Origin of the sequence: Paucibacter sp. KCTC 42545 (assembly GCF_001477625.1) — a bacterium.
GTDB lineage: Bacteria > Pseudomonadota > Gammaproteobacteria > Burkholderiales > Burkholderiaceae_C > Paucibacter_A.
In genome coordinates this window covers 4,088,734-4,107,910 of record NZ_CP013692.1, presented here as the reverse complement: position 1 = coordinate 4,107,910, position 19,177 = coordinate 4,088,734, and the positions used below count along the sequence as shown (strand labels likewise).

The following is a 19,177-nucleotide window of genomic DNA, read 5'->3' as shown; positions in this document are numbered from 1 at the left end:
GCTGACAACAAATCAAACTGCCGGAGACCGCCATGCGTATTTTGATCGCCGAAGACGACCAGGTTTTGGCGGACGCCCTGCTGCGTTCGCTGCGGGCCTCGGGCTATGCGGTGGACCAGGTGGGTACTGGCACCGAGGCCGATGCGGCCCTGGCTTCCCATGAGTTTGATCTGGTCATTCTTGACCTGGGCCTGCCACGTCTGCACGGCCTGGAAGTGCTGCGCAAGCTGCGCGCGCGGGGCTCGTCGATGCCAGTGCTGATCTTGACCGCGGCCGACAGCGTGGAGCAGCGCGTCAAGGGCCTGGATCTGGGCGCCGACGACTATATGGCCAAGCCCTTCTCGCTGCAGGAGTTGGAGGCGCGGGTGCGCGCCCTGACGCGCCGCGGCCTGGGCACGGCGTCCAGTGTCATCAAGCATGGCCCGCTGTCCTTTGACGCCACCGGACGGGTGGCCTATATCAATGAGCAGATGGTGGAGCTGTCGGCGCGTGAGCTGAGTTTGCTGGAGGTCTTGCTGCAACGCGCCGGCAGGCTTGTCAGCAAGGACCAGTTGGTGGAGCGCCTGTGTGAGTGGGGCGAGGAAGTTAGCAATAACGCCATCGAGGTCTATATCCACCGCCTGCGCAAGAAGATCGAACAAGGCCCGATCCGCATCGCCACGGTGCGTGGCCTGGGCTATTGCCTCGAGAAAATTCCCGGCTGATGCTCAAGCGCTCGGCAGTGAGGGATCGCCATGGCCGCTGAGTCCGGCCAACGCTCGCTGTTCGGCGAGATCCTGGATTGGATGCTGGCGCCGCTTCTGCTGATTTGGCCCATCAGCGTGGCGCTGACCTGGCTGGTGGCGCAAGGCATTGCGGCCAAGCCCTATGACCGCGAACTGGGCGAGATGGCCCGCACGCTGGGCCTGCAAGTGGCCTCCACCTCGGCGGCACTTGCTGCTGGCCGCACCGGCCGGGCGCAATACGCGCTGGCGCCCGAGGCCGCTGCCTTGCTGCGCGCGGACGAGAGCGATACGGTGTTCTACCAGGTGCTGGGCCTGCGCGGCGAGTTGCTCAACGGTGATGCCAAGCTGCCGGTGCCGACCGATGACGACCTGATCGTGCCCTGGGAGCTGCACTTCCGCGACGATGAAGTGGGCAATGAACGGGTGCGGGTGGCGTATTTGTGGGTCTCGCCCGAGGGCATGGCCGGCAGCAGCAAGACTATGTTGGTGCAGGTGGCCGAGACCTTGGGCAAGCGCGGCAAGCTGACCAACGAAATCATCAAGGGCGTGATCCTGCCGCAGTTCGTCATCCTGCCGCTGGCCGTGCTGCTGGTGTGGTTGGCTTTGGCGCGCGGCATCGCGCCACTCAACGAGTTGCAGCGCCGCATCCGCTCGCGCGATAGCTCCGACCTCAGCCCCATCGACGAGCGCCGTATTCCCGAGGAAGTGGCGCCGCTGGTGGGCGCCATCAATGATTTGCTGGCGCGGCTGGATCAGTCGATCAGCAGCCAAAAACACTTTTTGGCCGATGCCGCCCATCAGCTGAAAACGCCGCTGGCGGGCCTTCGCGCTCAGGCCGAATTCGTGCAGCGTGAAATTGACGAGGGCCGCAGCGAGCCGGCCGATTTGAAGCGATCCCTGCAGCAGATCTCGCTCAGCAGCCAGCGTGCCGCGCACATGGTGAACCAACTGCTGGCGATGGCGCGGGCCGAAGACCAGGAACATGCGGCCCGGCGTGAGCTGGTCAATCTGCCCGAGTTGGCGATCGAGACGGTGCGCGACTTCGTGCCGCGTGCTTTTGACAAACGCATCGACCTCGGTTTCGAAGGCCCCGACCAAGAGCAAAGCGGCTTGCGCGTGCTGGGCCACCCGCTTTTAATTCGCGAGCTGATTCGCAATCTGGTGGACAACGCCCTGCTCTACACCCCGGTGGGCGGCACGGTGACGGTGCGGGTGGTGGAAGACCCCTTCGGCCAGGTCAGCGTCTTGCAGGTGGAAGACTCCGGCCCCGGCGTGCCCGAGGCCGAGCGCGAGAAGGTGTTTCAGCCCTTCTATCGCGCCCTGGGCACCAATGTGGATGGCTCCGGCTTAGGGCTGGCCATCGTGCGCGAGATCGCGCAGCAGCATGAGGCGGATCTGACTTTGGACGAAACGCGGCCCAAGCGTTCAACCCCGCTGGAGGCTGACAGCGGTGGCCCGGGGGCTCGCTTTACGGTGCGCTTCCATGCCCAGGCGGCCGACGAGCCTGTTGATCAGGCCTGAGCGGCCTTGTTGGTGCTGGTTCGTGCTTCTACGGCTTCAGTAACGCACGCGCCGCGTCTTGGCGATGGACATCAAAAGCCCGAGGCCAATGCCCAGCGTCACCATCGCGGTGCCGCCGTAGCTGATGTAGGGCAAGGGCACGCCCACCACCGGCAAGATGCCGCTGACCATGCCCATATTGACAAACACATAGGTGAAGAAAGACATCGTCACCGCCCCCGCCATCAGGCGTGAGAACAGGGTCGGCGCGTCCGAGGCGATCATCAGCCCGCGCAGGATCAGGGCGGTGAAACCGCCCAGCAAGGCCAAGGCGCCGGCCAGGCCGAACTCCTCGCCGAAGGCGGCGAAGATGAAGTCGGTGGTGCGCTCGGGGATGAACTCCAGATGGGTTTGCGTGCCCTTCATAAAGCCCTTGCCGGTGATGCCGCCGCTGCCGATGGCGATCTCGCCCTGAATGATGTGGAAGCCCTTGCCCAGCGGGTCCTTGGTCGGGTCCAGCAGGGTGCAGACGCGGTTCTTCTGATACTCGCGCAGCACCGGCCATTCCACATCCGGCTGGCAGATTTTTTCCTCGCTCATCACCAAGGTGGTGATGCTGGCCGCGCCGATGATGAAGGCCGGGATGATCAGCTTCCAGGACAAGCCGGCAAAGAAGATCACATACAGGCCGGCCGATGCCACCAAGATGGAAGTGCCCAAGTCCGGCTGCTTGGCCACCAGCAGCGTCGGGATGGCCAGCAGCACAAAGGCGGCAATGAAGTCCGGCAGGCGCAGCAAGCCCTCGCGCTTTTGGAACCACCAGGCCAGCATCAAGGGCGTGGCGATCTTGAGCAACTCGGACGGCTGGATCTGCGTCACGCCGATATTGAGCCAGCGCGTGGCGCCCTTTTTGGTGATGCCGAACAGCGCCGTGGCCAGCAGCAGCACGATGCCCACGGTGTAGAGCGGAATCGCCAGCTGCATGATGCGCTGCGGTGGAATCTGCGCCACCAGAAAGATCAGGGCGATGGAGATCAGCATATTGCGGCTGTGATCCACAAAGCGGGTGCCGTGGTCGTAGCCGGCGGAATACATGCTGAGCAGGCCCAGGCCCATCATCCAGCCAATCGCCAGCAGCAGGGGCAGATCGAAGCCGCTGAACATGGGCTTGAGGCGTTGCCATAAGCTGGGTTTGTTGAACACGGCGTTCATGGTGTGGAGGCTCCTCGCTGCGGGGCGGAGGCCCGGCTGGCCGCGGGCGCAACTGGGCGGGCCGCGGCAGGGTTTGCTGCGGCTTGGCCAGTCGCGGCGGTGGCAGGCGTTGGTGCTGCAGTTGCCGTCGCTGATGCTGCAGCAGCAGAGGCAGCAGCTGAAGCTGCGGAAGCCGCTGCGGCCGCCGTGGTGGGTGCGCCCGGCAAAGGCACTTCGGCAATGGGGCGCGGCTTGCCAACTGGCAAAGTGCTCTTGCCGATCTGGGTCAGGGCAATGTCTTCCTCGCTGGGGTAGACGCCGGTGAGCAAATAGTCGAAGACCCGGCGCGCAATGGGCGCGGCCGAGGTGGAGCCGAAGCCGGCGTTCTCCACAATCACCGCCAGGGCCACGGTGGGGGCTTCCAGCGGCGCGAAGGCGACGTAGAGCGAATGGTCGCGCTTGCGCTCGTCGGCCTTGATGTCCTTGTATTTCTCGCCCAAGCGCAGACCAATCGCTTGGGCCGTGCCGGTCTTGCCGCCGCTTTGGTAGGCTGCGCCCGCGAACACCGCGCGCGAGGTGCCCTCCAGCGTCACACCATGCATGGCGTTACGGATCACCGCCACATCGGCGGGCTTGAGTGGCAGCGGCGTCAGCGCGTCGTTGGACAACTGACGCTGCTCGCGTTTGACCACATCCTCAATCTGCCGCACCAGCCGTGGCTTGAAGCGCTGGCCGCCGGTGGACATGGTGGACATGGCGGTGGCCAGCTGCAACATGGTGAAGTTGTTATAGCCCTGGCCGATGCCCAGCGAAATGGTTTCGCCGGCGAACCACTTCTGGTTCGCCGGGTTCTTGGCAAAGTAACGGCGCTTCCAGTCGGTGCTGGGCAGCAGGCCGCCGACCTCGCCTTGCACGTCGATGCCGGTCTTTCGGCCAAAGCCGAAGGGCTCCAGCTCGTCGTGAATCAGATCCACCCCCATCTCATTGGCCAGGGTGTAGAAGTACACATTGCTGGACTGCACGATGGCCAAGCGCATGTCCTTGGGGCCGGGCCGGTCGGTCTCCGGGCTGCCGAAGGTGCGGCCGCCGAAGCTGAAGGTCAGGTTGTCTTGGATGATGGTGCCGGGCGCGCGCTTGCCCGTGTCCAGCGCCGCCATGGCCATGAAGGGCTTGAAGGTCGAGCCCGGGGGGTAGGTGCCGCGCAGGGCGCGGTTCAGCAGCGGTTTGTCGAGGTTGTCGTTGAGTTCGCGCCAGCTGTCGGCATCGATGCCATCGACGAATAGATTGGGGTCAAAGGTGGGCTTGGACACAAAGGCCAGCACCTCGCCATTGCGCGGGTCAATCGCCACCAGCGCACCACGGCGGTCTTTGTACAGCTCTTCCACCAGGGCTTGCAGGCGGATGTCGATCGACAACTGCAAGGTATTGCCCGGCGTGGGCGGCCGGTAGGCCAGGCGGCGCACGGCGCGGCCGGCGGCGCTGGTTTCCATCTCCTCAAAGCCGGTCAGACCGTGCAGCTCTTTCTCGTAGCTTTGCTCGATGCCCAGCTTGCCGATGTACTCGGTGCCGCGGTAATTGGCGATGTCTTCCTCTTCCCACTCATCCATGGCCTTTTTCTCGGCCTGGTTGATGCGGCCGATATAGCCCAGCAAATGCGCGCCGACTTCGCCCAGCGGGTAGTTGCGGAACAGGCGCGCCTTGATCTCTACACCAGGGAAGCGAAAGCGCTGGGCGGTGAAGCGCGACACCTCCGCCTCGTTGAGCTTGGTGCGGATGGGCAGGGACTCGAAATTCTTGCTCTCGTCCATCAGGCGCTTGAAGCGGCGACGGTCGCGCGGCTGGATGTCGATGACCTGGGCCAGCTGGTCGATGGTGCTGTCCAGATCAGGCACTTTGGAGGGCGTGATCTCCAAGGTGTAGGCCGAGTAATTGCTGGCGAGCACAATGCCGTTGCGGTCTTTGATCAGGCCGCGATTGGGCACGATGGGCACCACGCTGACGCGATTGCTCTCGGCACGGTCCAGCAGGCTGTCGTGCTGGATCACCTGCAAAAAGATCAGCCGCGCCACCAGCAGGCCGAAGCAGAACAGCACGAAGCCGGCGGCCGCGATCAGGCGCAGGCGAAAGCGTGACAGCTCCTGTTCGACGTTTTTGAGAACGGTCATTACAGCGGGCGATTGGCGTCGCGATCAGGCGCGCGGCGTTGCGGGGCCAAGAGCAGGATGGTGGCCAGCGGCCACAGCGCTGCCTCAAACAGCGGCGCCCAGGCCAGGGTCCAGCCCGGCCACATGCCGCCCACCAGCATGCGCACCAGCAGCGACACGGCGTGCGCGGCGGCAAACAGCGGCAAGACATGCAGGGCCTGGCCGATCAGGCCGAAGGCCGGAATGCGGCGATGCAGGCTCACCGCGCCATAAACCAAGGTGCTGTAGGCCAGGGCGTGCTGGCCCAGCAGCGAGCCGTGGTGCACATCGATCAAGAGGCCGAAGGCAAAGGCCCAGCCCACGCCGACCCGGCGCGGTTGATGCACGCCCCAGAACACCAACACCACGGCCAGCAGGTCCGGCATCATTGGTGAGCGGCCGATCGGCACCATATCGGCCACCAGGGCCAGGATCAGCGTCAGGGCAATGAAGAGGGGGTTGGCCGGCAGCAAGAGCTGGCCGGAGCCGCGCGGCATGATCATGGCTTGGCTCCAGAAGCGGGTTTGGCGGCGGGCTTGCTGACCGGCTTGGCGGCGGCCTTGGGTGCCGCGCTGGCGCCATGGCCTGTCGCCGATGCGGCTGCAGCGCTAGCGGCAGCTTTGCGGGCCGACTTCACGCTGGCGGCGGCCGCTGCCGCTGAAGCCGCGGCTTCGGCAGCTTCGGCCTGCGCGGCTTCATGCTGGGCCAGCGGTTGCAGCACCAGCACATGGCGCACGCTGTCCAGCCGCGCCACGGGTTGCAGGCTGACGCGGGCGAAGCTGCTGTCGCCGCGCCGCTCCACCACGGTCACCTTGGCCACCGGCAAGCCGGGCGGGTAGACGCCGTCCAGCCCCGAGGTCGTCAAGGCATCGCCTTCTTTGACGTCCGCGTTGGCGGCCAGAAAGCGCAGCTCCATGCCGCTGCCGTCGCTATTGCCGAAGGCGGCGTTGCGCTGTTCGGTGCGGGTGTTGAGCACGGGAATGGCGGCGTCTTTGTCGCTCAGCAGCGTGACCTCGGCCGACAGCTTGTAGAGCCGCGTCACTTGGCCGAGCACGCCCTCTTCATTGATCACCGGCGCGCCGAGTTGCACGCCGTTGAAGCTGCCACGGTCGATCACGACGCGACGCGAATAGGGGTCCGGTGCCTCGTACAGCACCTCGGCCGAGAGCGAGCTCACCTGCAGGGCTGGGCGCAATTCCAGCAAGGCCCGCAGGCGTTGGTTTTCCTGGTGCAGCTGCTCGGCGCGCGAGAGCCTCTCGGCTTGGCGCACCAGTTGTTGGCGGGCTTGGTTTTCGGCCGCCATGGCACGCTCGGTGCCGCGCAGATAGTCTTGGAAGGCCTCCCAGGCATCAACCGGCGTTAGCAGCAGGCGCTGCACCGGATGCAGGGCCAGGGCCAGGGTCTGGCGGGCGGGCTCCACCACCTTGAAACGCGCATCCGCCACCATCAGAAAAACGGCAGCGGCGGCGCACAGCAGCAGCTTGGTCAGGGCCGAGGGGCCTTGACGGAAGATGGGCGGTGTCGTGCGATCTGGTGGGCCGAGAGGCATGGCGAAGTCGTGCGCCGAAAGAATGTCCGCCTAGCAGGCCGCTGCGAGCGGCCGCGAGCTTGGGTGTTTGCCGCTGCTGTTGTTGCCGCTGCGCTGCTCAGCAGCGCTACGGGGCCGCGCAGCAGGCCACATGGCTTTACTCGTAAGTGAAGATGCTGCCCAGGCGCTCCATGCGCTCGAGTGCCATGCCGCAGCCGCGCACCACGCAGGTCAGCGGGTCTTCGGCCACCAGCACCGGCAGGCCGGTTTCTTCGGCCAGCAAGCGGTCCAGGTCACGCAGCAAGGCGCCGCCGCCGGTCAGCATCATGCCGCGCTCAGCGATGTCGGCGCCCAGCTCGGGCGGGGTCTGTTCCAGCGCGTTCTTCACGGCGGAGACGATTTGGTTCAGCGGGTCGGTCAGGGCTTCCAGGATCTCATTGGACGAGATGGTGAAGCTGCGCGGCACGCCTTCGGCCAGATTGCGGCCCTTGACTTCGATTTCCTTGACTTCGGAGCCGGGGAAGGCGCTGCCGATGTTCTTCTTGATCGCTTCAGCGGTGGGCTCACCGATCAACATGCCGTAGTTGCGGCGGATGTAGTTGATGATGGCTTCGTCGAACTTGTCGCCGCCGACGCGGACCGAGCCCTTGTAGACCATGCCGCCCAGCGAGATCACGCCGACTTCCGTCGTGCCGCCGCCGATGTCCACGACCATCGAACCCGAAGCTTCCGACACCGGCAGACCGGCGCCAATCGCGGCGGCCATCGGCTCTTCAATCAGATAGACCTCGGAGGCTCCAGCGCCCAGAGCGGACTCACGAATCGCGCGGCGCTCCACCTGGGTGGAGCCGCAGGGCACGCAGATGATGATGCGCGGGCTGGGGCGCAGCATCTTGGAGTCGTGCACCATCTTGATGAACTGCTTGAGCATCTGCTCAGTCACCGTGAAGTCGGCGATCACGCCGTCTTTCATCGGGCGGATGGCTTCGATATTGCCGGGCACCTTGCCCAGCATGGCCTTGGCTTCATGGCCAACGGCTTGAATGGTCTTCTTGCCGTTGGGGCCACCTTCGTGGCGGATCGAGACGACCGAGGGCTCATCCAGCACGATGCCCTTGCCGCGGACATAAATCAGCGTATTGGCGGTGCCCAGATCGATGGCGAGGTCGGTAGAGAAATAGCGGCGCAGGGAGGCGAACATCATGTTTTTGGCGGGCGCGGGGCCGAGCATCTGAGCCTGGGGCTGCAAATCGCTGTGGCCGCTGCGCGTGGTTCGGGCAGTGTTTGGTTCTTTGGGGCAGGGTGGCCGAAAAAAGCGCCAACCGAGCCTTCGGGGCAATGGTGTACTTGGGGCATCGCCATATGCAACGAGGCTGCGCGTACCTGGAAAGGACACGCAGCCCCGGTGCTATAGAGATAAGCGGAGATAATAACTGATCACCCCCTAAATTCTCTACCGCAAAAGCCTTATGTTTGCTATTAGCTGAGCCTAGCTTCAGCTCAGATGTGCGAAATCATCGGCCTTTGAATCCTCCCGACCCCCGGACAAGACTTGCCATGGCTCTGACCCCTCAAGACGTAAGCCGCATCGCCCATCTGGCGCGGCTGGAATTGCAGCCCGCCGAAAGCGCCGAACTGCTGACCCAGTTGAACGGGTTTTTCAAGATCGTTGAACAGATGAGTGCGGTGGACACCAGCGGTGTCGAACCGCTCTACACGCCTCTGTCAGCGGTGCAGGAAGTGTCCCTGCGCCTGCGCGAAGACGCGGTCACGGAAAGCAATCAACGCGAACTCAATCAACGCAGCGCGCCGGCGATTGAAGACGGTTTGTTCCTGGTTCCCAAGGTCATCGAATAATGACAAAGACTTCTACATCCCTGCATGATTTGGGCGTGGCCCAGCTCGGCCGCGCCCTCGCGGCCAAAGAGGTTTCCAGCCTCGAAGTGACGCAACATCTGCTTGCGCGTGTTACCGCTGCTGACGCATTGGGCGCTTTTTTGCATGTGGACGAGGCGCAGGCCTTGGCCGCCGCCCAAGCCGCCGACGCGCGCCGCGCCGCCGGTGAAACCGGTGCCCTGATCGGTGTGCCCCTGGCGCACAAGGACATCTTCGTCACCCGCGATATGCCCACCACCGCGGGCTCCAAGATCCTGAGCGGTTATCTGAGCCCCTTCGACGCGACCGTGGTGTCGCGCCTGAACGCGGCCGGAACGGTCAGCCTGGGCAAGCTCAACTGCGACGAGTTCGCGATGGGCTCGGCGAATGAGAACTCGGCCTATCGGGCGGTGATGAACCCCTGGGACCGCGAGCGCGTGCCCGGCGGCTCCTCCGGCGGCTCGGCCGCGGCCGTGGCGGCCCGCTTGGTGCCTGGCGCCACCGGTACCGACACGGGCGGCTCCATTCGCCAACCGGCCAGCTTCACCGGCATCACCGGTATCAAGCCGACCTACGGCGTGTGCTCGCGCTACGGCATGATCGCTTTTGCCTCCAGCCTGGACCAAGCCGGCCCCATGGCCCGCTCGGCCGAGGACTGCGCCCTGCTGCTCTCGGCCATGAGCGGTTTTGATGAGCGCGATGCCACCAGCATCCAGCAGGCTCCGCAGGACTTCCATGCGCAGATGCTGCAAGCGCGCGAAGGCGCCACCGCCGCCCAGCCCTTGAAGGGCTTGCGCATCGGCCTGCCGCGGGAGTTCTTCCCCGCGGCGCTGTCGGCCGATGTCGACAGCGCCGTGCGCCAAGGCCTGGCCGAGCTGGAAAAGCTCGGCGCCACTCTTGTGGATGTGAGCCTGCCGCGTACCGAGCTGGCAATTCCCGTCTACTACATCATTGCCCCGGCCGAGGCCAGCTCCAATCTGAGCCGCTTTGATGGCGTGCGTTTCGGTCATCGCGCGGCTCAGTACGACGATTTGCTGGACATGTACAAAAAGACCCGCGCCGAAGGCTTTGGTGCGGAGGTCAAGCGCCGCATCATGATCGGCAGCTATGTGCTCAGCCACGGCTATTACGACGCCTACTATCTGCAAGCGCAAAAGCTGCGCCGCATGATTGCCGACGACTTCCAACAAGCCTTCACCCAGTGCGATCTGATCGCCGGCCCGGTGGCACCCACGGTGGCCTGGAAGCATGGCGAAGGCAAGGACGATCCGGTCAAGGCTTATCTGGCCGACATCTTCACCCTGCCCGGCTCGCTGGCCGGCTTGCCTGGCATGAGCGTGCCGGTCGGTGTGGGCGAAGGCGGCATGCCCGTGGGCCTGCAATTGCTGGGCAACTATTTCAAGGAAGGCCAGCTGCTGCACGCAGCCCACGCCTTGCAACAAGCGACAGCCTGGCACGCCTCGGCGCCGGGAGGCATCTGATATGAGCAATACCGCAAGCAGCAAACTCGTCCGTGGCTATGAGGTCGTGATCGGCCTGGAAAACCACGTCCAGCTTTCCACCCAGTCCAAGATCTTCAGCGGCTCGTCCACCGCCTTCGGGGCCGAGCCGAATACGCAAGCCTCGCCGGTTGATTTGGCCTTGCCGGGCACCCTGCCGGTGCTGAACCGCGGTGCCGTTGAGCGCGCTATTCGCTTCGGCCTAGCCGTGGGCGCCAAGGTGGCGCCGCTGTCCATCTTCGCGCGCAAGAACTACTTCTACCCTGACTTGCCCAAGGGCTACCAGATCAGCCAGTTTGAGATCCCGGTGGTGCAAGGCGGCCAGGTGGAGTTCTATGTGGGCGAGACCAAGCATGTGGTGCAGCTGACCCGCGCCCACCTCGAGGAAGACGCGGGCAAGAGCTTGCACGAGGACTACCACGGCCTCACCGGCATCGACCTGAACCGCGCCGGCACGCCGCTGCTGGAAATCGTTAGCGAGCCCGATATGCGCTCCGGCGCCGAGGCCTGCGAGTACGCCAAGACCCTGCACGCCTTGGTGATGTGGCTGGGCATTTGCGACGGCAATATGCAAGAAGGCTCCTTCCGCTGCGACGTCAATGTGTCGGTGCGCAAGCCCGGCAACCCTTACGGCACGCGGCGTGAAATCAAGAACCTGAACAGCTTCCGCAACCTGATTCAGGCGGTGGACTTTGAGGTGAACTGGCAGATCGACGAGATCGAAGACGGCCGCACGATTCAACAAGCCACCGTGCTGTTCAACCCCGACACGGGCGAGACCCGCGCCATGCGCAGCAAGGAAGATTCGGCCGACTACCGCTACTTCCCCGATCCCGATCTGCCGCCGCTGGTGGTGTCGGCCGAATGGGTGGAGCGTGTGCGCGGCGAGATGCCCGAGCTGCCGGCCGTGATGGCGGCGCGTTTCGAAAGCGTTGACGGCCTGCCCGCCTACGACGCCGCGCTGATGACTCAAAGCCTGGCCACGGCGCGCTTCTACGAAGCCGCCCGCGACGGCTGCAAGGCGCCCAAGCTGGTGGCCAACTGGCTGCAGGGCGAGTTCTCGCGCCGCTTGAACGCCGAAGAGAGCAGCATCGAATCCAGCCCGGTGTCGGCCGCGACACTCGCCGCGCTGATTGGCCGCATTCAGGACGGCACCATTTCCAACAACGCCGCACGTCAGGTTTTCGAGGCGCTGTGGACCGGCGAAGGCCAGGACGTCGATGCTTTGATCGAGGCCAAGGGCCTGAAGCAGATGAGCGACAGCGGTGAGCTCGAGCGCATCCTCGACGAGGTGCTGGCCGCCAATGCCAAGTCGGTGGAAGAGTTCCGTTCCGGCAAGGAAAAGGCCTTCAACGCTCTGGTCGGTCAGGCCATGAAAGCCACCAAGGGCAAGGCCAATCCGAGCGCGGTGAACGAGCTGCTGAAGAAGAAGCTGGCTGGCTAAGGCCAGCAGCGGCCGGGCGTTGACGTCCGGCTGCTGAGGTCAGCGGCCGCTGGCTGCAGCGGCGGCCGCGTCGCTGCCATTGCTACCGTTAGCGGCCTTGCCATCGCCCCCCGGCCCCAGCGTGCCGGGGGCGGCGCCGCCCCAGAGCTTTTTCAGCCGCGCCAATTCGGCGTCAAAGCGGCTGTTGATGCGCACCAACTCGGCCTTTTGGTTCTCAATCAGCTGCTGCTGGGCCTCGACGGCGGCGTCATTGGCGTCCATTTGCTGCTTGAGCTTGGCGGGCAAGGCCCGGCCCTTGTAGAACTCGGCCTCGTCGGCCAGCGGCTTGCGCTCTTGCGCCAATTCCTTGATGCGGCGCTCCGAGCTCAGGCGTGCCTTGTTGGCATCGTCCAAGGCCTGGCTGCGGCTCTGCTGGTGGGCGGCTTCGTTCGGGAAGCGCAGCATCAGCGTGCGGTCGCGCCGGATGGCGTCGCGCAAGGTGGCGCGTTCAGCGGCAAGGTGGCGTTCTTGCGCCTCTTGCCGCACCTTTTCTTCCGGTGAGAGTGCCGGTGGCAAGGTCGCGCGCTGCGAGCCGTCGGGGTTTAGGATGCGCTGCTCCCGCGTATTGCATTCGGCAATCGGGCGGTCGGAGGTTAGGCGGCGGCCATCAGCAGTGGTGCAGCTGTAAATGCCCTTCTTGCTATCGGTCGGCGGGGTTTGCGCCTGCGCCAGCGTTGGCAATGCTGTCAACGCCGCGCCGCTCAGGCAAGCGCCCGCGAGCGCACTGCCGCCGGCCAGCGAGGCCTGGCGCCGCAGCAATTTGGCAATCGACGAAAACGCGGCGCGGAGATGGCGCATCAGACCCCGTAGCTATCTCGGTAAGCTTGAACAGCCGCCGCATGGGCGGTCACGGCACTATCGTCCGCCGAGCTCAAATACTGAAGCAAATCGGCCAGGCCAGCGATGGCCACCACCGGCATTTGCAGCTCTTGTGTGACGTACTGCACCGCCGAGTGGGGCAGGTCGACGCCGTTCTCGGCCGCCTTTTCCTGGCGGTCCAGCGCAATCGTGACGCCGCAAGGCGTGGCACCCGCGGCCTTGATCATGGCGATGGACTCACGCACCGAGGTGCCGGCGGAGATCACGTCGTCAATGATCAGCACGCGCCCTTGCACCGGCGCGCCCACCAGGGTGCCACCTTCGCCGTGGTCTTTGGCTTCCTTGCGGTTGTAGGCGAAGGGCTTGTTGTGGCCCAGGCGCGCCAGCTCGATGGACAGCGCCGCAGCCAGGGTGATGCCCTTGTAGGCGGGGCCGAAGATCATGTCGAATTCCAGGCCCGAGGCGATCAGGCGCTGGGCATAGAACTGCGCCAGGCGGCCGAGTTTGGCGCCGTCATCGAACAGGCCGGCGTTGAAGAAATAGGGGCTCAGGCGACCGGCCTTGGTCTTGAATTGGCCGAAGCGCAACACGCCGGATTCGACTGCGAAAGCAACGAATTCCTGGGCCAGCTGATCGGGGGTTGGTGCAGTGCTCATGGGCATAGGGGCTGAATCGTGTGTCTCATTGTAGGGGTGCAAAAAAGCCCAATCCCCCAAAAGGAGGATCGGGCTTGGGCCCTACGCGTCAAGCGGGATTGGCTGAGAACTTATCCCCAAATAGCTGGGGTCGGCTGGCGGCCGATTTGTACCCATGGCTGCGTAGCAAATCCTCGCAATACCTTCGGGTATTGCTGTGGTTTGCGCCTTGCCCTGGTCACAAATCGCCGCCCCATCCTCCGCCCTGCTATTGGCAGACAAGTTCTTAGAACAAGGCCTTGAATTGCACGCCGTAAGTGCGTGGGTCGTTGATGAAACCGGTCAGGTTGTTGAAGTCGATGGCACCGGTGACGCGCACCTGGTTGGTGATGTTGCGCACAAAACCGGCCGCTTCATACTTGCCTTGGCTCCAGATGTAGCCGGCGCGCAGGCCGCCTTCGGTCAGGGCCTTGCCGGTGAACTCCACCGATTCCTGCAGGAAGAAGTTGACCTTGCTGCGGTAAGCCCAGTCGGTGTAGACGTAGAACTCATTGCCGTCCTTGGTCGGGATGCCGTAGCGAGCCGTCAGGTTGGCGATCCACTTGGGTGCGTTGGGCAGCGGGTTGTCATAGATGCTGTAGTTGCCGCTGGCATTGACCGGGTCCAGCACGGTCGGGTTGCTGCCGGAGCGTGGCAGGGCCAGGCTGCGGTCCTTGATGGCGGTGTCGTTATAGCTGCCGCCCAGGGTCAGCAAGAGGTTGTCGACGGGGATCAGGTCCAGGTTGAACTCAAAGCCGCGGCCCTCGCCCTTGCTGGCGTTGAGCAAGGTGTTGGAGTTGTTGGTGCCACCGACGGCGGTGAGTTGCTGGTCCTTCACTGTGTAGGCGAACACATTGGCGGACAAGCGTGCGCGGCGATCCCAGAACTCCGACTTCACGCCCATCTCGTAGGAGGTGGTGTTTTCCGGGCGAGCCTTGGACTGCGGGCCGAAGCCGCTGGCCGGGTAGATCGAGGCGGCGCGGAAGCCGGTGGCCACGCGGGCGTACAGATTGGTTTCCGGGGTCAGGATATAGGTGGCCGAGACATCCCAGTTGACCTTGTTGTCGTCCGTGCTGTCGCTGGTGCCGGCGCTGGCGTTGACCTTGCCCACCGTGGCCAAGGTCTTCTTGTCCTGGGTGTAACGCAGGCCGCCGCGCAGTTTCAGATTGGGGCTGACTTCGTAGTTGACCGAGCCGAACAAGGCCCAGGCGCGGTTGGTCTGGTGGGTGGACACCAGCGCGTCGGCGGGGGCGGCCAGATAGTCGACGCTCTCCATGTCGTAGCGCTCATCGAACAGGTAGAGGCCGGCTTGCCAACGCAGCGGGCCCGCAGCGGTCGACTCAGCGCGGAACTCTTGCGAGAGCTGGCGGTGGTTCTTCAGCGCGTCAGAGGTCTCGGCGCTCCAGAACACATTGCCTTCGGCGCCAAATGGTGGCGGCTTGACGAAGTTGTTGATGTAGCCGCCATCGACGTCTGCGCGGCTGAAAGGCTCAACCGTTTCGATGCCGGTGATGGAGTGCAGGGTGATGCCGTTCAGGGCCCACTTCAGGCGCATGCTGCCGCCGGTGGCCTTGAGGGTCTGCTCGTTGGTGGCGTCGATGTACATCTTGGCCGGATCGAAGCCGTCCACCAGTTCATTGGTGCCGGGCTTGATGATGCTGGAGCGGAACAGGCGCGGGCTGCCCTTCAGATCGCGGTTGTGGATATTGAACAGGGCGCTGAAGTCCTTGTTCGGCTCGTACAGGGCCTGCAGGCGCACGGCGCGGTCGTCGTAGCCTTCGGTGTCTTGGGTGCCCTTGGTGTTGACGTTCTTGACCCAGTTGTCACGGTGCTGCACTTGCGCCGAGATGCGTGCGGCCCAGTCGCCGCCCAGGGGCAGATTGAAGGCGCCTTCGATATTGCTGGTGCCGTAGGTGCCGTAGGACAGGTTGACATAGCCTTCCTGCGTCTTGCCGGGCTTGACCGAGTCAAACTTCACCACGCCAGCCGGTGTGTTGCGGCCAAACAGCGTGCCTTGCGGGCCGGCGATCACTTCGACGGCCTTCATGTCGAACACCGGGAAGCCCTTCAGGATCGGGTTCTCTTGCACCACATCGTCGTAAATCAGCGAGACGGGCTGCGAGGCATTCAGGCGGAAGTCGGTATTGCCGTAGCCGCGAATGTAAAAGCGCGGGAAGGCGCGGCCGAAGGAGGACTCGATGTTCAGGCTGGGCACGCGGCCGGACAGGAAGCGCACATCCTGGCCGCCGGAGTTCAGCACATCCAGCTTCTCACCGCTGATGCTGGTGACGGCGGTGGGCACTTCCTTGATGTTCTCAGTGCGGCGCTCGGCCGTGATGGTGACGGTCTCCAGCTGAGTTTTGTCAGCCGTCTTTTCTTGCGCCACGGCTTGTGCCGCCGGCCAAGCCGCCAGGGCCATGGCGATGGACAGGGCCAGGTGTTGAGGGCGCCGAGCGGCGGCAGAGGGCGATGAGTGGAAGAGGCTCATGCGAGGGCTCCGGAATGAGTGGAAAAGGGGAGGAGAAGAGAAAAACGGGCTTGGGTGACGCGCGTGGGTGCTGGATTCGCTTGGGGCGATGGGTGATCCAATGCAAGGTCTCCACGGCACGCATTTGGGCAAGGCTTCGAATCTAGCAAGTCGCGTGCCGGAAAGTTAGAGCTTGGGCTTCGATCTGGGGCCTTCTTGCCTTGATTGTTGTCAAAAAACAGCGGACGGGTCTGGCCTGCGCTCGGTCCTGTCACCGCCTTACGCTGTGGCGGCATGCCGCCCTGCTGCGATACTGCGCAGCCCCAGTGACCAGCAAGAACGGCTTCTCCACCATGCGCTTCATCACCGCCAATCTGAACGGCATTCGCTCCGCCGCCACCAAGGGCTTTTTTGACTGGTTGCCCGCGCAGCAGGCCGATGCCCTGGGCGTGCAAGAGGTTAAGGCCCAGGACGAGCATGTGGCCGGTACTTTTTGCAGCTCGAATGACTTGAAGGGTCACTTCCACTACGCGCAGAAAAAGGGCTACTCCGGCGTGGGCCTCTACACCCGCGAGGAACCCAGCGAGATCATCACCGGCATCGGCGTGCAAGAGTTTGACGATGAAGGCCGCTACATCGAAAAGCGCTTCGACAAACCCGGCCGCAAGCTCAGCCTGATCAGCTGCTACTTCCCCAGCGGCAGCAGCGGCCCCGAGCGCCAAGAAGCCAAGTACCGATTCCTCGACGCCATGCGCCCCCACCTGGCCGCTTTGAAGGGCGAGCGCGAGTTCATCCTGGTGGCCGACGTCAACATCGCCCACAAGCCCGCTGACCTGAAGAACTGGAAGGGCAATCTGAAGAACAGCGGCTTCCTGCCCGAGGAACGCGCCTGGTTGGATCATCTCTTCGGCAGCGGCCCTGAGCACGGCGGCCTGGTCGATGTGTACCGCCAGCTCCATTCCGACACCACCGACGAGAGCTACACCTGGTGGAGCAACCGCGGCCAGGCCTATGCCAAGAACGTGGGCTGGCGCTTGGACTACCACTTCGCGACCCCGAAGCTCGCGGCCCTGGCCAAGAGTGCCTCCATCTACAAAGCGCAGAAGTTCAGCGATCACGCGCCGCTGACCATCGACTACGACTTTGCGCTTTGAGGCAATCCGCTGAGGGCCGGTCGCGCTTGCGGCCGCTCAGCCGCGGCGTCTTTTCATCAAGCGCGTTCCAAGAGTTGCGTGTGCCAGTCCCTTGTTCCCACGGCTTTCTGAGCGTCTTCGGTGCAGCCGTGCTGGCCCTTCTGGGCCACCAAGCCGCTGTGGCCGACGATGCGGCGCGCGTCCGCAGCGCGCTTGAGCCCATCATTGGCCCCTTGATGAGCCAATATGCCGTGCCCGGCATGGCGGTAGCGATTTCGCTGCATGGGCAAGCCCATGTCCTCAATTTCGGTGTGGCGTCCAAGGCCTCGGGCCAAGCGGTCACCGATGCCACGATTTTCGAGGTCGGCTCCATCAGCAAGACGCTGACCGCCACGCTGGGCGCGTATGCCGAGGCCACGGGCAAGCTCTCTCTATCCGATCACCCCGGAAAATACATCCCCGAGCTGCGCGGCAAGGCCATCGACCGGGCGACGCTGCTGCATTTCGGCACCTACACGGCGGGCGGCTTGCCCTTGCAGTTTCCCGAGGCAGTGGTCGGTCAAAAAGCCATGCTGGCCTACTACGCCGACTGGCGACCGGCGGCGCCACCGGCCAGCATCCGCGAGTACTCCAACCCGAGCCTGGGCCTCTTCGGCCTGGCGGCCAGCCATGCGCTGGGCACGAGCTTTGCCAGCGCGATGGAGACCCTCGTGTTCCCCGCCTTCGGCATGACGAGCACGTTTATCCATGTGCCCGAGCGGGCTGCTGCCAACTACGCCTGGGGCTACCGCGGTGAGCAGGCGGTGCGCGTCAACCCAGGCCCGATGGATGAGCAGACTTACGGCGTGAAAACCACGGCCTCAGACTTGCTGCGCTTTGTGCAAGCCAATTTGGACCCCGCCACGCTCAGCGGAGCGATGAAGCGCGCGGTGCAGTCGACCCAGGTCGGGCGCTTCCGCGCTGGGCCCCTGGTGCAGGGCTTGGGCTGGGAGCAGTATGGCTACCCCACCAGCCGCGAGTGGCTCTTGGGAGGCAATGCGGAGGAGGTGATCTTCGACCCCCAGCCGGTGCAAAAGGTCTTGGCAGGCCAGCAGCAAGGGCCGCGCTTGTTCAATAAAACCGGCTCGACGGGCGGCTTTGGCGCGTACGTGCTTTTCGTTCCCGCCGCACAGTTCGGCCTGGTGATCCTGGCGAACAAAAACTATCCGATTCCGGCGCGGGTTGAGGCGGCCCATGCCATCTTGACGGCATTGGTGGGGGAGCGACCCGAGGGGAAGTGATGGCGTGCAGCGCTGGGCGGGCTCGAATCCTGAGTTCTGCCTGATTGGCCGCCTTCCCACGGCAAGCCTCCAGCTGCAAAACGCGTCCGCTCAGCGCCCCTGACTGTGGATCAGGGCTTTGCGCGCTGCGCAGCTGCCTTGGGTTTGCGTGTTGATGCAGCCTTGGCCGCTGGTGGCGCTGCCACCTCAGTGCGCGCGCTCAAGCCATCAAAACAAGTGCTGAGCACCAGCTCGATGATCTCCTCATCGCCGTACTGGCCGCCCATTTTCAGGAACTCCAGCACCGGGTCGCAGGCCCGAGCGAACAAGGTGTAGAGCACGGCGATGGGTGGCAGCTTGGGATTCAGGCTGCCTTCGGCTTGCGCGGCTTCGATCCATTCGCCCAGGCGCTCGCTCACTTCCATCAGCCCGTCCATATACGGGCGGCAGCCCATCAAGGCGGTGCGCAGGCTGGAGTTCTGGCTCGGCAAGGCCGGCATTTCGCCCACCAATTTCAGACCCATGGTCCAGGCCACCACGGCGCGCAGTTGCGCCATCGGCGCGGCGTCGGGCGGCAGCTCGGCCAGAAAGGTTTGTGCCCGCTGCATCACCGAGGCCATGGCCGCTGCGGCCAGGTCTTCTTTGCTGGCGAAGTGTTTGTACAAGCTGGCCTTGGCGATGCCGACCTCGGCTGCCACCTCATCCACCGTCATGGCTTCGAAGCCTTTTTCCGCCAATAGGCGGTTGACCACCTGAATGATGGCGCCCTCCCGGGCTTGCAGCATCTGCGCTTTGAAAGAGAGTTTGGGGGCGAGGCGGGTAAGCATGGCGAAATTGTAGT

The 19,177-nt window shown here is 64.3% G+C and carries 16 protein-coding genes; 7 read left to right on the top strand and 9 right to left on the bottom strand.

Annotation, left to right across the window (positions count from 1 at the left end; all coding sequences use genetic code 11):
* The first annotated feature begins 32 nt into the window (after nucleotides 1-32).
* Nucleotides 33-704 carry a response regulator transcription factor gene (locus AT984_RS17570; RefSeq protein WP_058721213.1) on the top strand — a complete coding sequence of 224 codons (672 nt, stop codon included), beginning with the start codon at nucleotides 33-35 and terminating at the stop codon, nucleotides 702-704.
* 30 nt (nucleotides 705-734) lie between these two features.
* Complete coding sequence (locus AT984_RS17565; RefSeq protein ID WP_058721212.1) at nucleotides 735-2,246, top strand: sensor histidine kinase; 1,512 nt, start codon at nucleotides 735-737, stop codon at nucleotides 2,244-2,246.
* A gap of 36 nt (nucleotides 2,247-2,282) precedes the next feature.
* Here the strand turns inward: AT984_RS17565 and rodA are convergent, their stop codons facing one another.
* From rodA to AT984_RS17540, 5 genes are all read right to left on the bottom strand, one after another.
* The gene (gene rodA / locus AT984_RS17560; protein ID WP_058721211.1) at nucleotides 2,283-3,437 is read right to left on the bottom strand and encodes a rod shape-determining protein RodA; all 1,155 of its coding nucleotides are present in this window, start codon (nucleotides 3,435-3,437) and stop codon (nucleotides 2,283-2,285) included.
* Nucleotides 3,434-5,581, bottom strand: coding sequence for a penicillin-binding protein 2 (mrdA, locus tag AT984_RS17555; protein ID WP_058721210.1), 2,148 nt, complete (start codon nucleotides 5,579-5,581; stop codon nucleotides 3,434-3,436). Before mrdA ends, rodA begins: the two co-directional genes overlap by 4 nt.
* Nucleotides 5,581-6,102 (bottom strand): rod shape-determining protein MreD, encoded by a 522-nt coding sequence (gene mreD, locus AT984_RS17550; RefSeq protein WP_058721209.1) that lies wholly within the window; start codon nucleotides 6,100-6,102, stop codon nucleotides 5,581-5,583. The genes mrdA and mreD overlap by 1 nt, the downstream gene beginning before the upstream one ends.
* Nucleotides 6,099-7,148 carry a rod shape-determining protein MreC gene (gene mreC, locus AT984_RS17545; RefSeq protein WP_082680132.1) on the bottom strand — a complete coding sequence of 350 codons (1,050 nt, stop codon included), beginning with the start codon at nucleotides 7,146-7,148 and terminating at the stop codon, nucleotides 6,099-6,101. The genes mreD and mreC overlap by 4 nt, the downstream gene beginning before the upstream one ends.
* A gap of 136 nt (nucleotides 7,149-7,284) precedes the next feature.
* The gene (locus AT984_RS17540; protein ID WP_058722426.1) at nucleotides 7,285-8,328 is read right to left on the bottom strand and encodes a rod shape-determining protein; all 1,044 of its coding nucleotides are present in this window, start codon (nucleotides 8,326-8,328) and stop codon (nucleotides 7,285-7,287) included.
* 356 nt (nucleotides 8,329-8,684) lie between these two features.
* Here AT984_RS17540 and gatC point away from each other — a divergent pair, with 356 nt between their 5' ends.
* From gatC to gatB, 3 genes are read left to right on the top strand one after another with little or no spacing between them, the layout of a single operon-like run.
* Nucleotides 8,685-8,984 carry an Asp-tRNA(Asn)/Glu-tRNA(Gln) amidotransferase subunit GatC gene (gatC, locus tag AT984_RS17535; RefSeq protein ID WP_058721208.1) on the top strand — a complete coding sequence of 100 codons (300 nt, stop codon included), beginning with the start codon at nucleotides 8,685-8,687 and terminating at the stop codon, nucleotides 8,982-8,984.
* Nucleotides 8,984-10,483, top strand: coding sequence for an Asp-tRNA(Asn)/Glu-tRNA(Gln) amidotransferase subunit GatA (gatA, locus tag AT984_RS17530; protein ID WP_058721207.1), 1,500 nt, complete (start codon nucleotides 8,984-8,986; stop codon nucleotides 10,481-10,483). The genes gatC and gatA overlap by 1 nt, the downstream gene beginning before the upstream one ends.
* A 1-nt stretch (nucleotide 10,484) precedes the next feature.
* Entirely contained in the window at nucleotides 10,485-11,945 is a 1,461-nt protein-coding gene (gatB, locus tag AT984_RS17525; RefSeq protein WP_058721206.1) for an Asp-tRNA(Asn)/Glu-tRNA(Gln) amidotransferase subunit GatB, read from the top strand.
* 39 nt (nucleotides 11,946-11,984) lie between these two features.
* Here gatB and AT984_RS17520 read toward each other — a convergent pair whose 3' ends face one another.
* The 3 genes from AT984_RS17520 to AT984_RS17510 form a co-directional block, all read right to left on the bottom strand.
* Nucleotides 11,985-12,782, bottom strand: a complete 798-nt coding sequence (locus tag AT984_RS17520; protein ID WP_156422085.1) for a hypothetical protein — start codon at nucleotides 12,780-12,782, stop codon at nucleotides 11,985-11,987.
* Entirely contained in the window at nucleotides 12,782-13,459 is a 678-nt protein-coding gene (pyrE, locus tag AT984_RS17515; protein WP_156422084.1) for an orotate phosphoribosyltransferase, read from the bottom strand. The genes AT984_RS17520 and pyrE overlap by 1 nt, the downstream gene beginning before the upstream one ends.
* 265 nt (nucleotides 13,460-13,724) lie before the next feature.
* Nucleotides 13,725-15,965, bottom strand: a complete 2,241-nt coding sequence (locus AT984_RS17510; protein ID WP_058721204.1) for a TonB-dependent receptor — start codon at nucleotides 15,963-15,965, stop codon at nucleotides 13,725-13,727.
* A 332-nt stretch (nucleotides 15,966-16,297) separates the two neighbouring features.
* Between AT984_RS17510 and AT984_RS17505 the strand changes: the two genes are divergently transcribed.
* Entirely contained in the window at nucleotides 16,298-17,098 is an 801-nt protein-coding gene (locus AT984_RS17505; protein WP_058722425.1) for an exodeoxyribonuclease III, read from the top strand.
* An 80-nt stretch (nucleotides 17,099-17,178) separates the two neighbouring features.
* Nucleotides 17,179-18,357, top strand: coding sequence for a class C beta-lactamase (gene ampC, locus AT984_RS17500; RefSeq protein ID WP_058722424.1), 1,179 nt, complete (start codon nucleotides 17,179-17,181; stop codon nucleotides 18,355-18,357).
* Nucleotides 18,358-18,467: 110 nt separating this feature from the next.
* On the opposite strand, the gene AT984_RS17495 is transcribed toward ampC, so the two are convergent.
* Nucleotides 18,468-19,163, bottom strand: coding sequence for a TetR/AcrR family transcriptional regulator (locus tag AT984_RS17495; RefSeq protein WP_058721203.1), 696 nt, complete (start codon nucleotides 19,161-19,163; stop codon nucleotides 18,468-18,470).
* Between the last annotated feature and the right edge of the window lie 14 nt (nucleotides 19,164-19,177).

Coding starts and splice junctions, on each gene's coding strand:
- AT984_RS17570 (WP_058721213.1), top strand. CDS start 33: ATGCGTATTTTGATCGCCGAAGACGACCAGGTTTTGGCGGACGCCCTG.
- AT984_RS17565 (WP_058721212.1), top strand. CDS start 735: ATGGCCGCTGAGTCCGGCCAACGCTCGCTGTTCGGCGAGATCCTGGAT.
- rodA (WP_058721211.1), bottom strand. CDS start 3,437: ATGAACGCCGTGTTCAACAAACCCAGCTTATGGCAACGCCTCAAGCCC.
- mrdA (WP_058721210.1), bottom strand. CDS start 5,581: ATGACCGTTCTCAAAAACGTCGAACAGGAGCTGTCACGCTTTCGCCTG.
- mreD (WP_058721209.1), bottom strand. CDS start 6,102: ATGATCATGCCGCGCGGCTCCGGCCAGCTCTTGCTGCCGGCCAACCCC.
- mreC (WP_082680132.1), bottom strand. CDS start 7,148: ATGCCTCTCGGCCCACCAGATCGCACGACACCGCCCATCTTCCGTCAA.
- AT984_RS17540 (WP_058722426.1), bottom strand. CDS start 8,328: ATGTTCGCCTCCCTGCGCCGCTATTTCTCTACCGACCTCGCCATCGAT.
- gatC (WP_058721208.1), top strand. CDS start 8,685: ATGGCTCTGACCCCTCAAGACGTAAGCCGCATCGCCCATCTGGCGCGG.
- gatA (WP_058721207.1), top strand. CDS start 8,984: ATGACAAAGACTTCTACATCCCTGCATGATTTGGGCGTGGCCCAGCTC.
- gatB (WP_058721206.1), top strand. CDS start 10,485: ATGAGCAATACCGCAAGCAGCAAACTCGTCCGTGGCTATGAGGTCGTG.
- AT984_RS17520 (WP_156422085.1), bottom strand. CDS start 12,782: ATGCGCCATCTCCGCGCCGCGTTTTCGTCGATTGCCAAATTGCTGCGG.
- pyrE (WP_156422084.1), bottom strand. CDS start 13,459: ATGAGCACTGCACCAACCCCCGATCAGCTGGCCCAGGAATTCGTTGCT.
- AT984_RS17510 (WP_058721204.1), bottom strand. CDS start 15,965: ATGAGCCTCTTCCACTCATCGCCCTCTGCCGCCGCTCGGCGCCCTCAA.
- AT984_RS17505 (WP_058722425.1), top strand. CDS start 16,298: ATGCGCTTCATCACCGCCAATCTGAACGGCATTCGCTCCGCCGCCACC.
- AT984_RS17495 (WP_058721203.1), bottom strand. CDS start 19,163: ATGCTTACCCGCCTCGCCCCCAAACTCTCTTTCAAAGCGCAGATGCTG.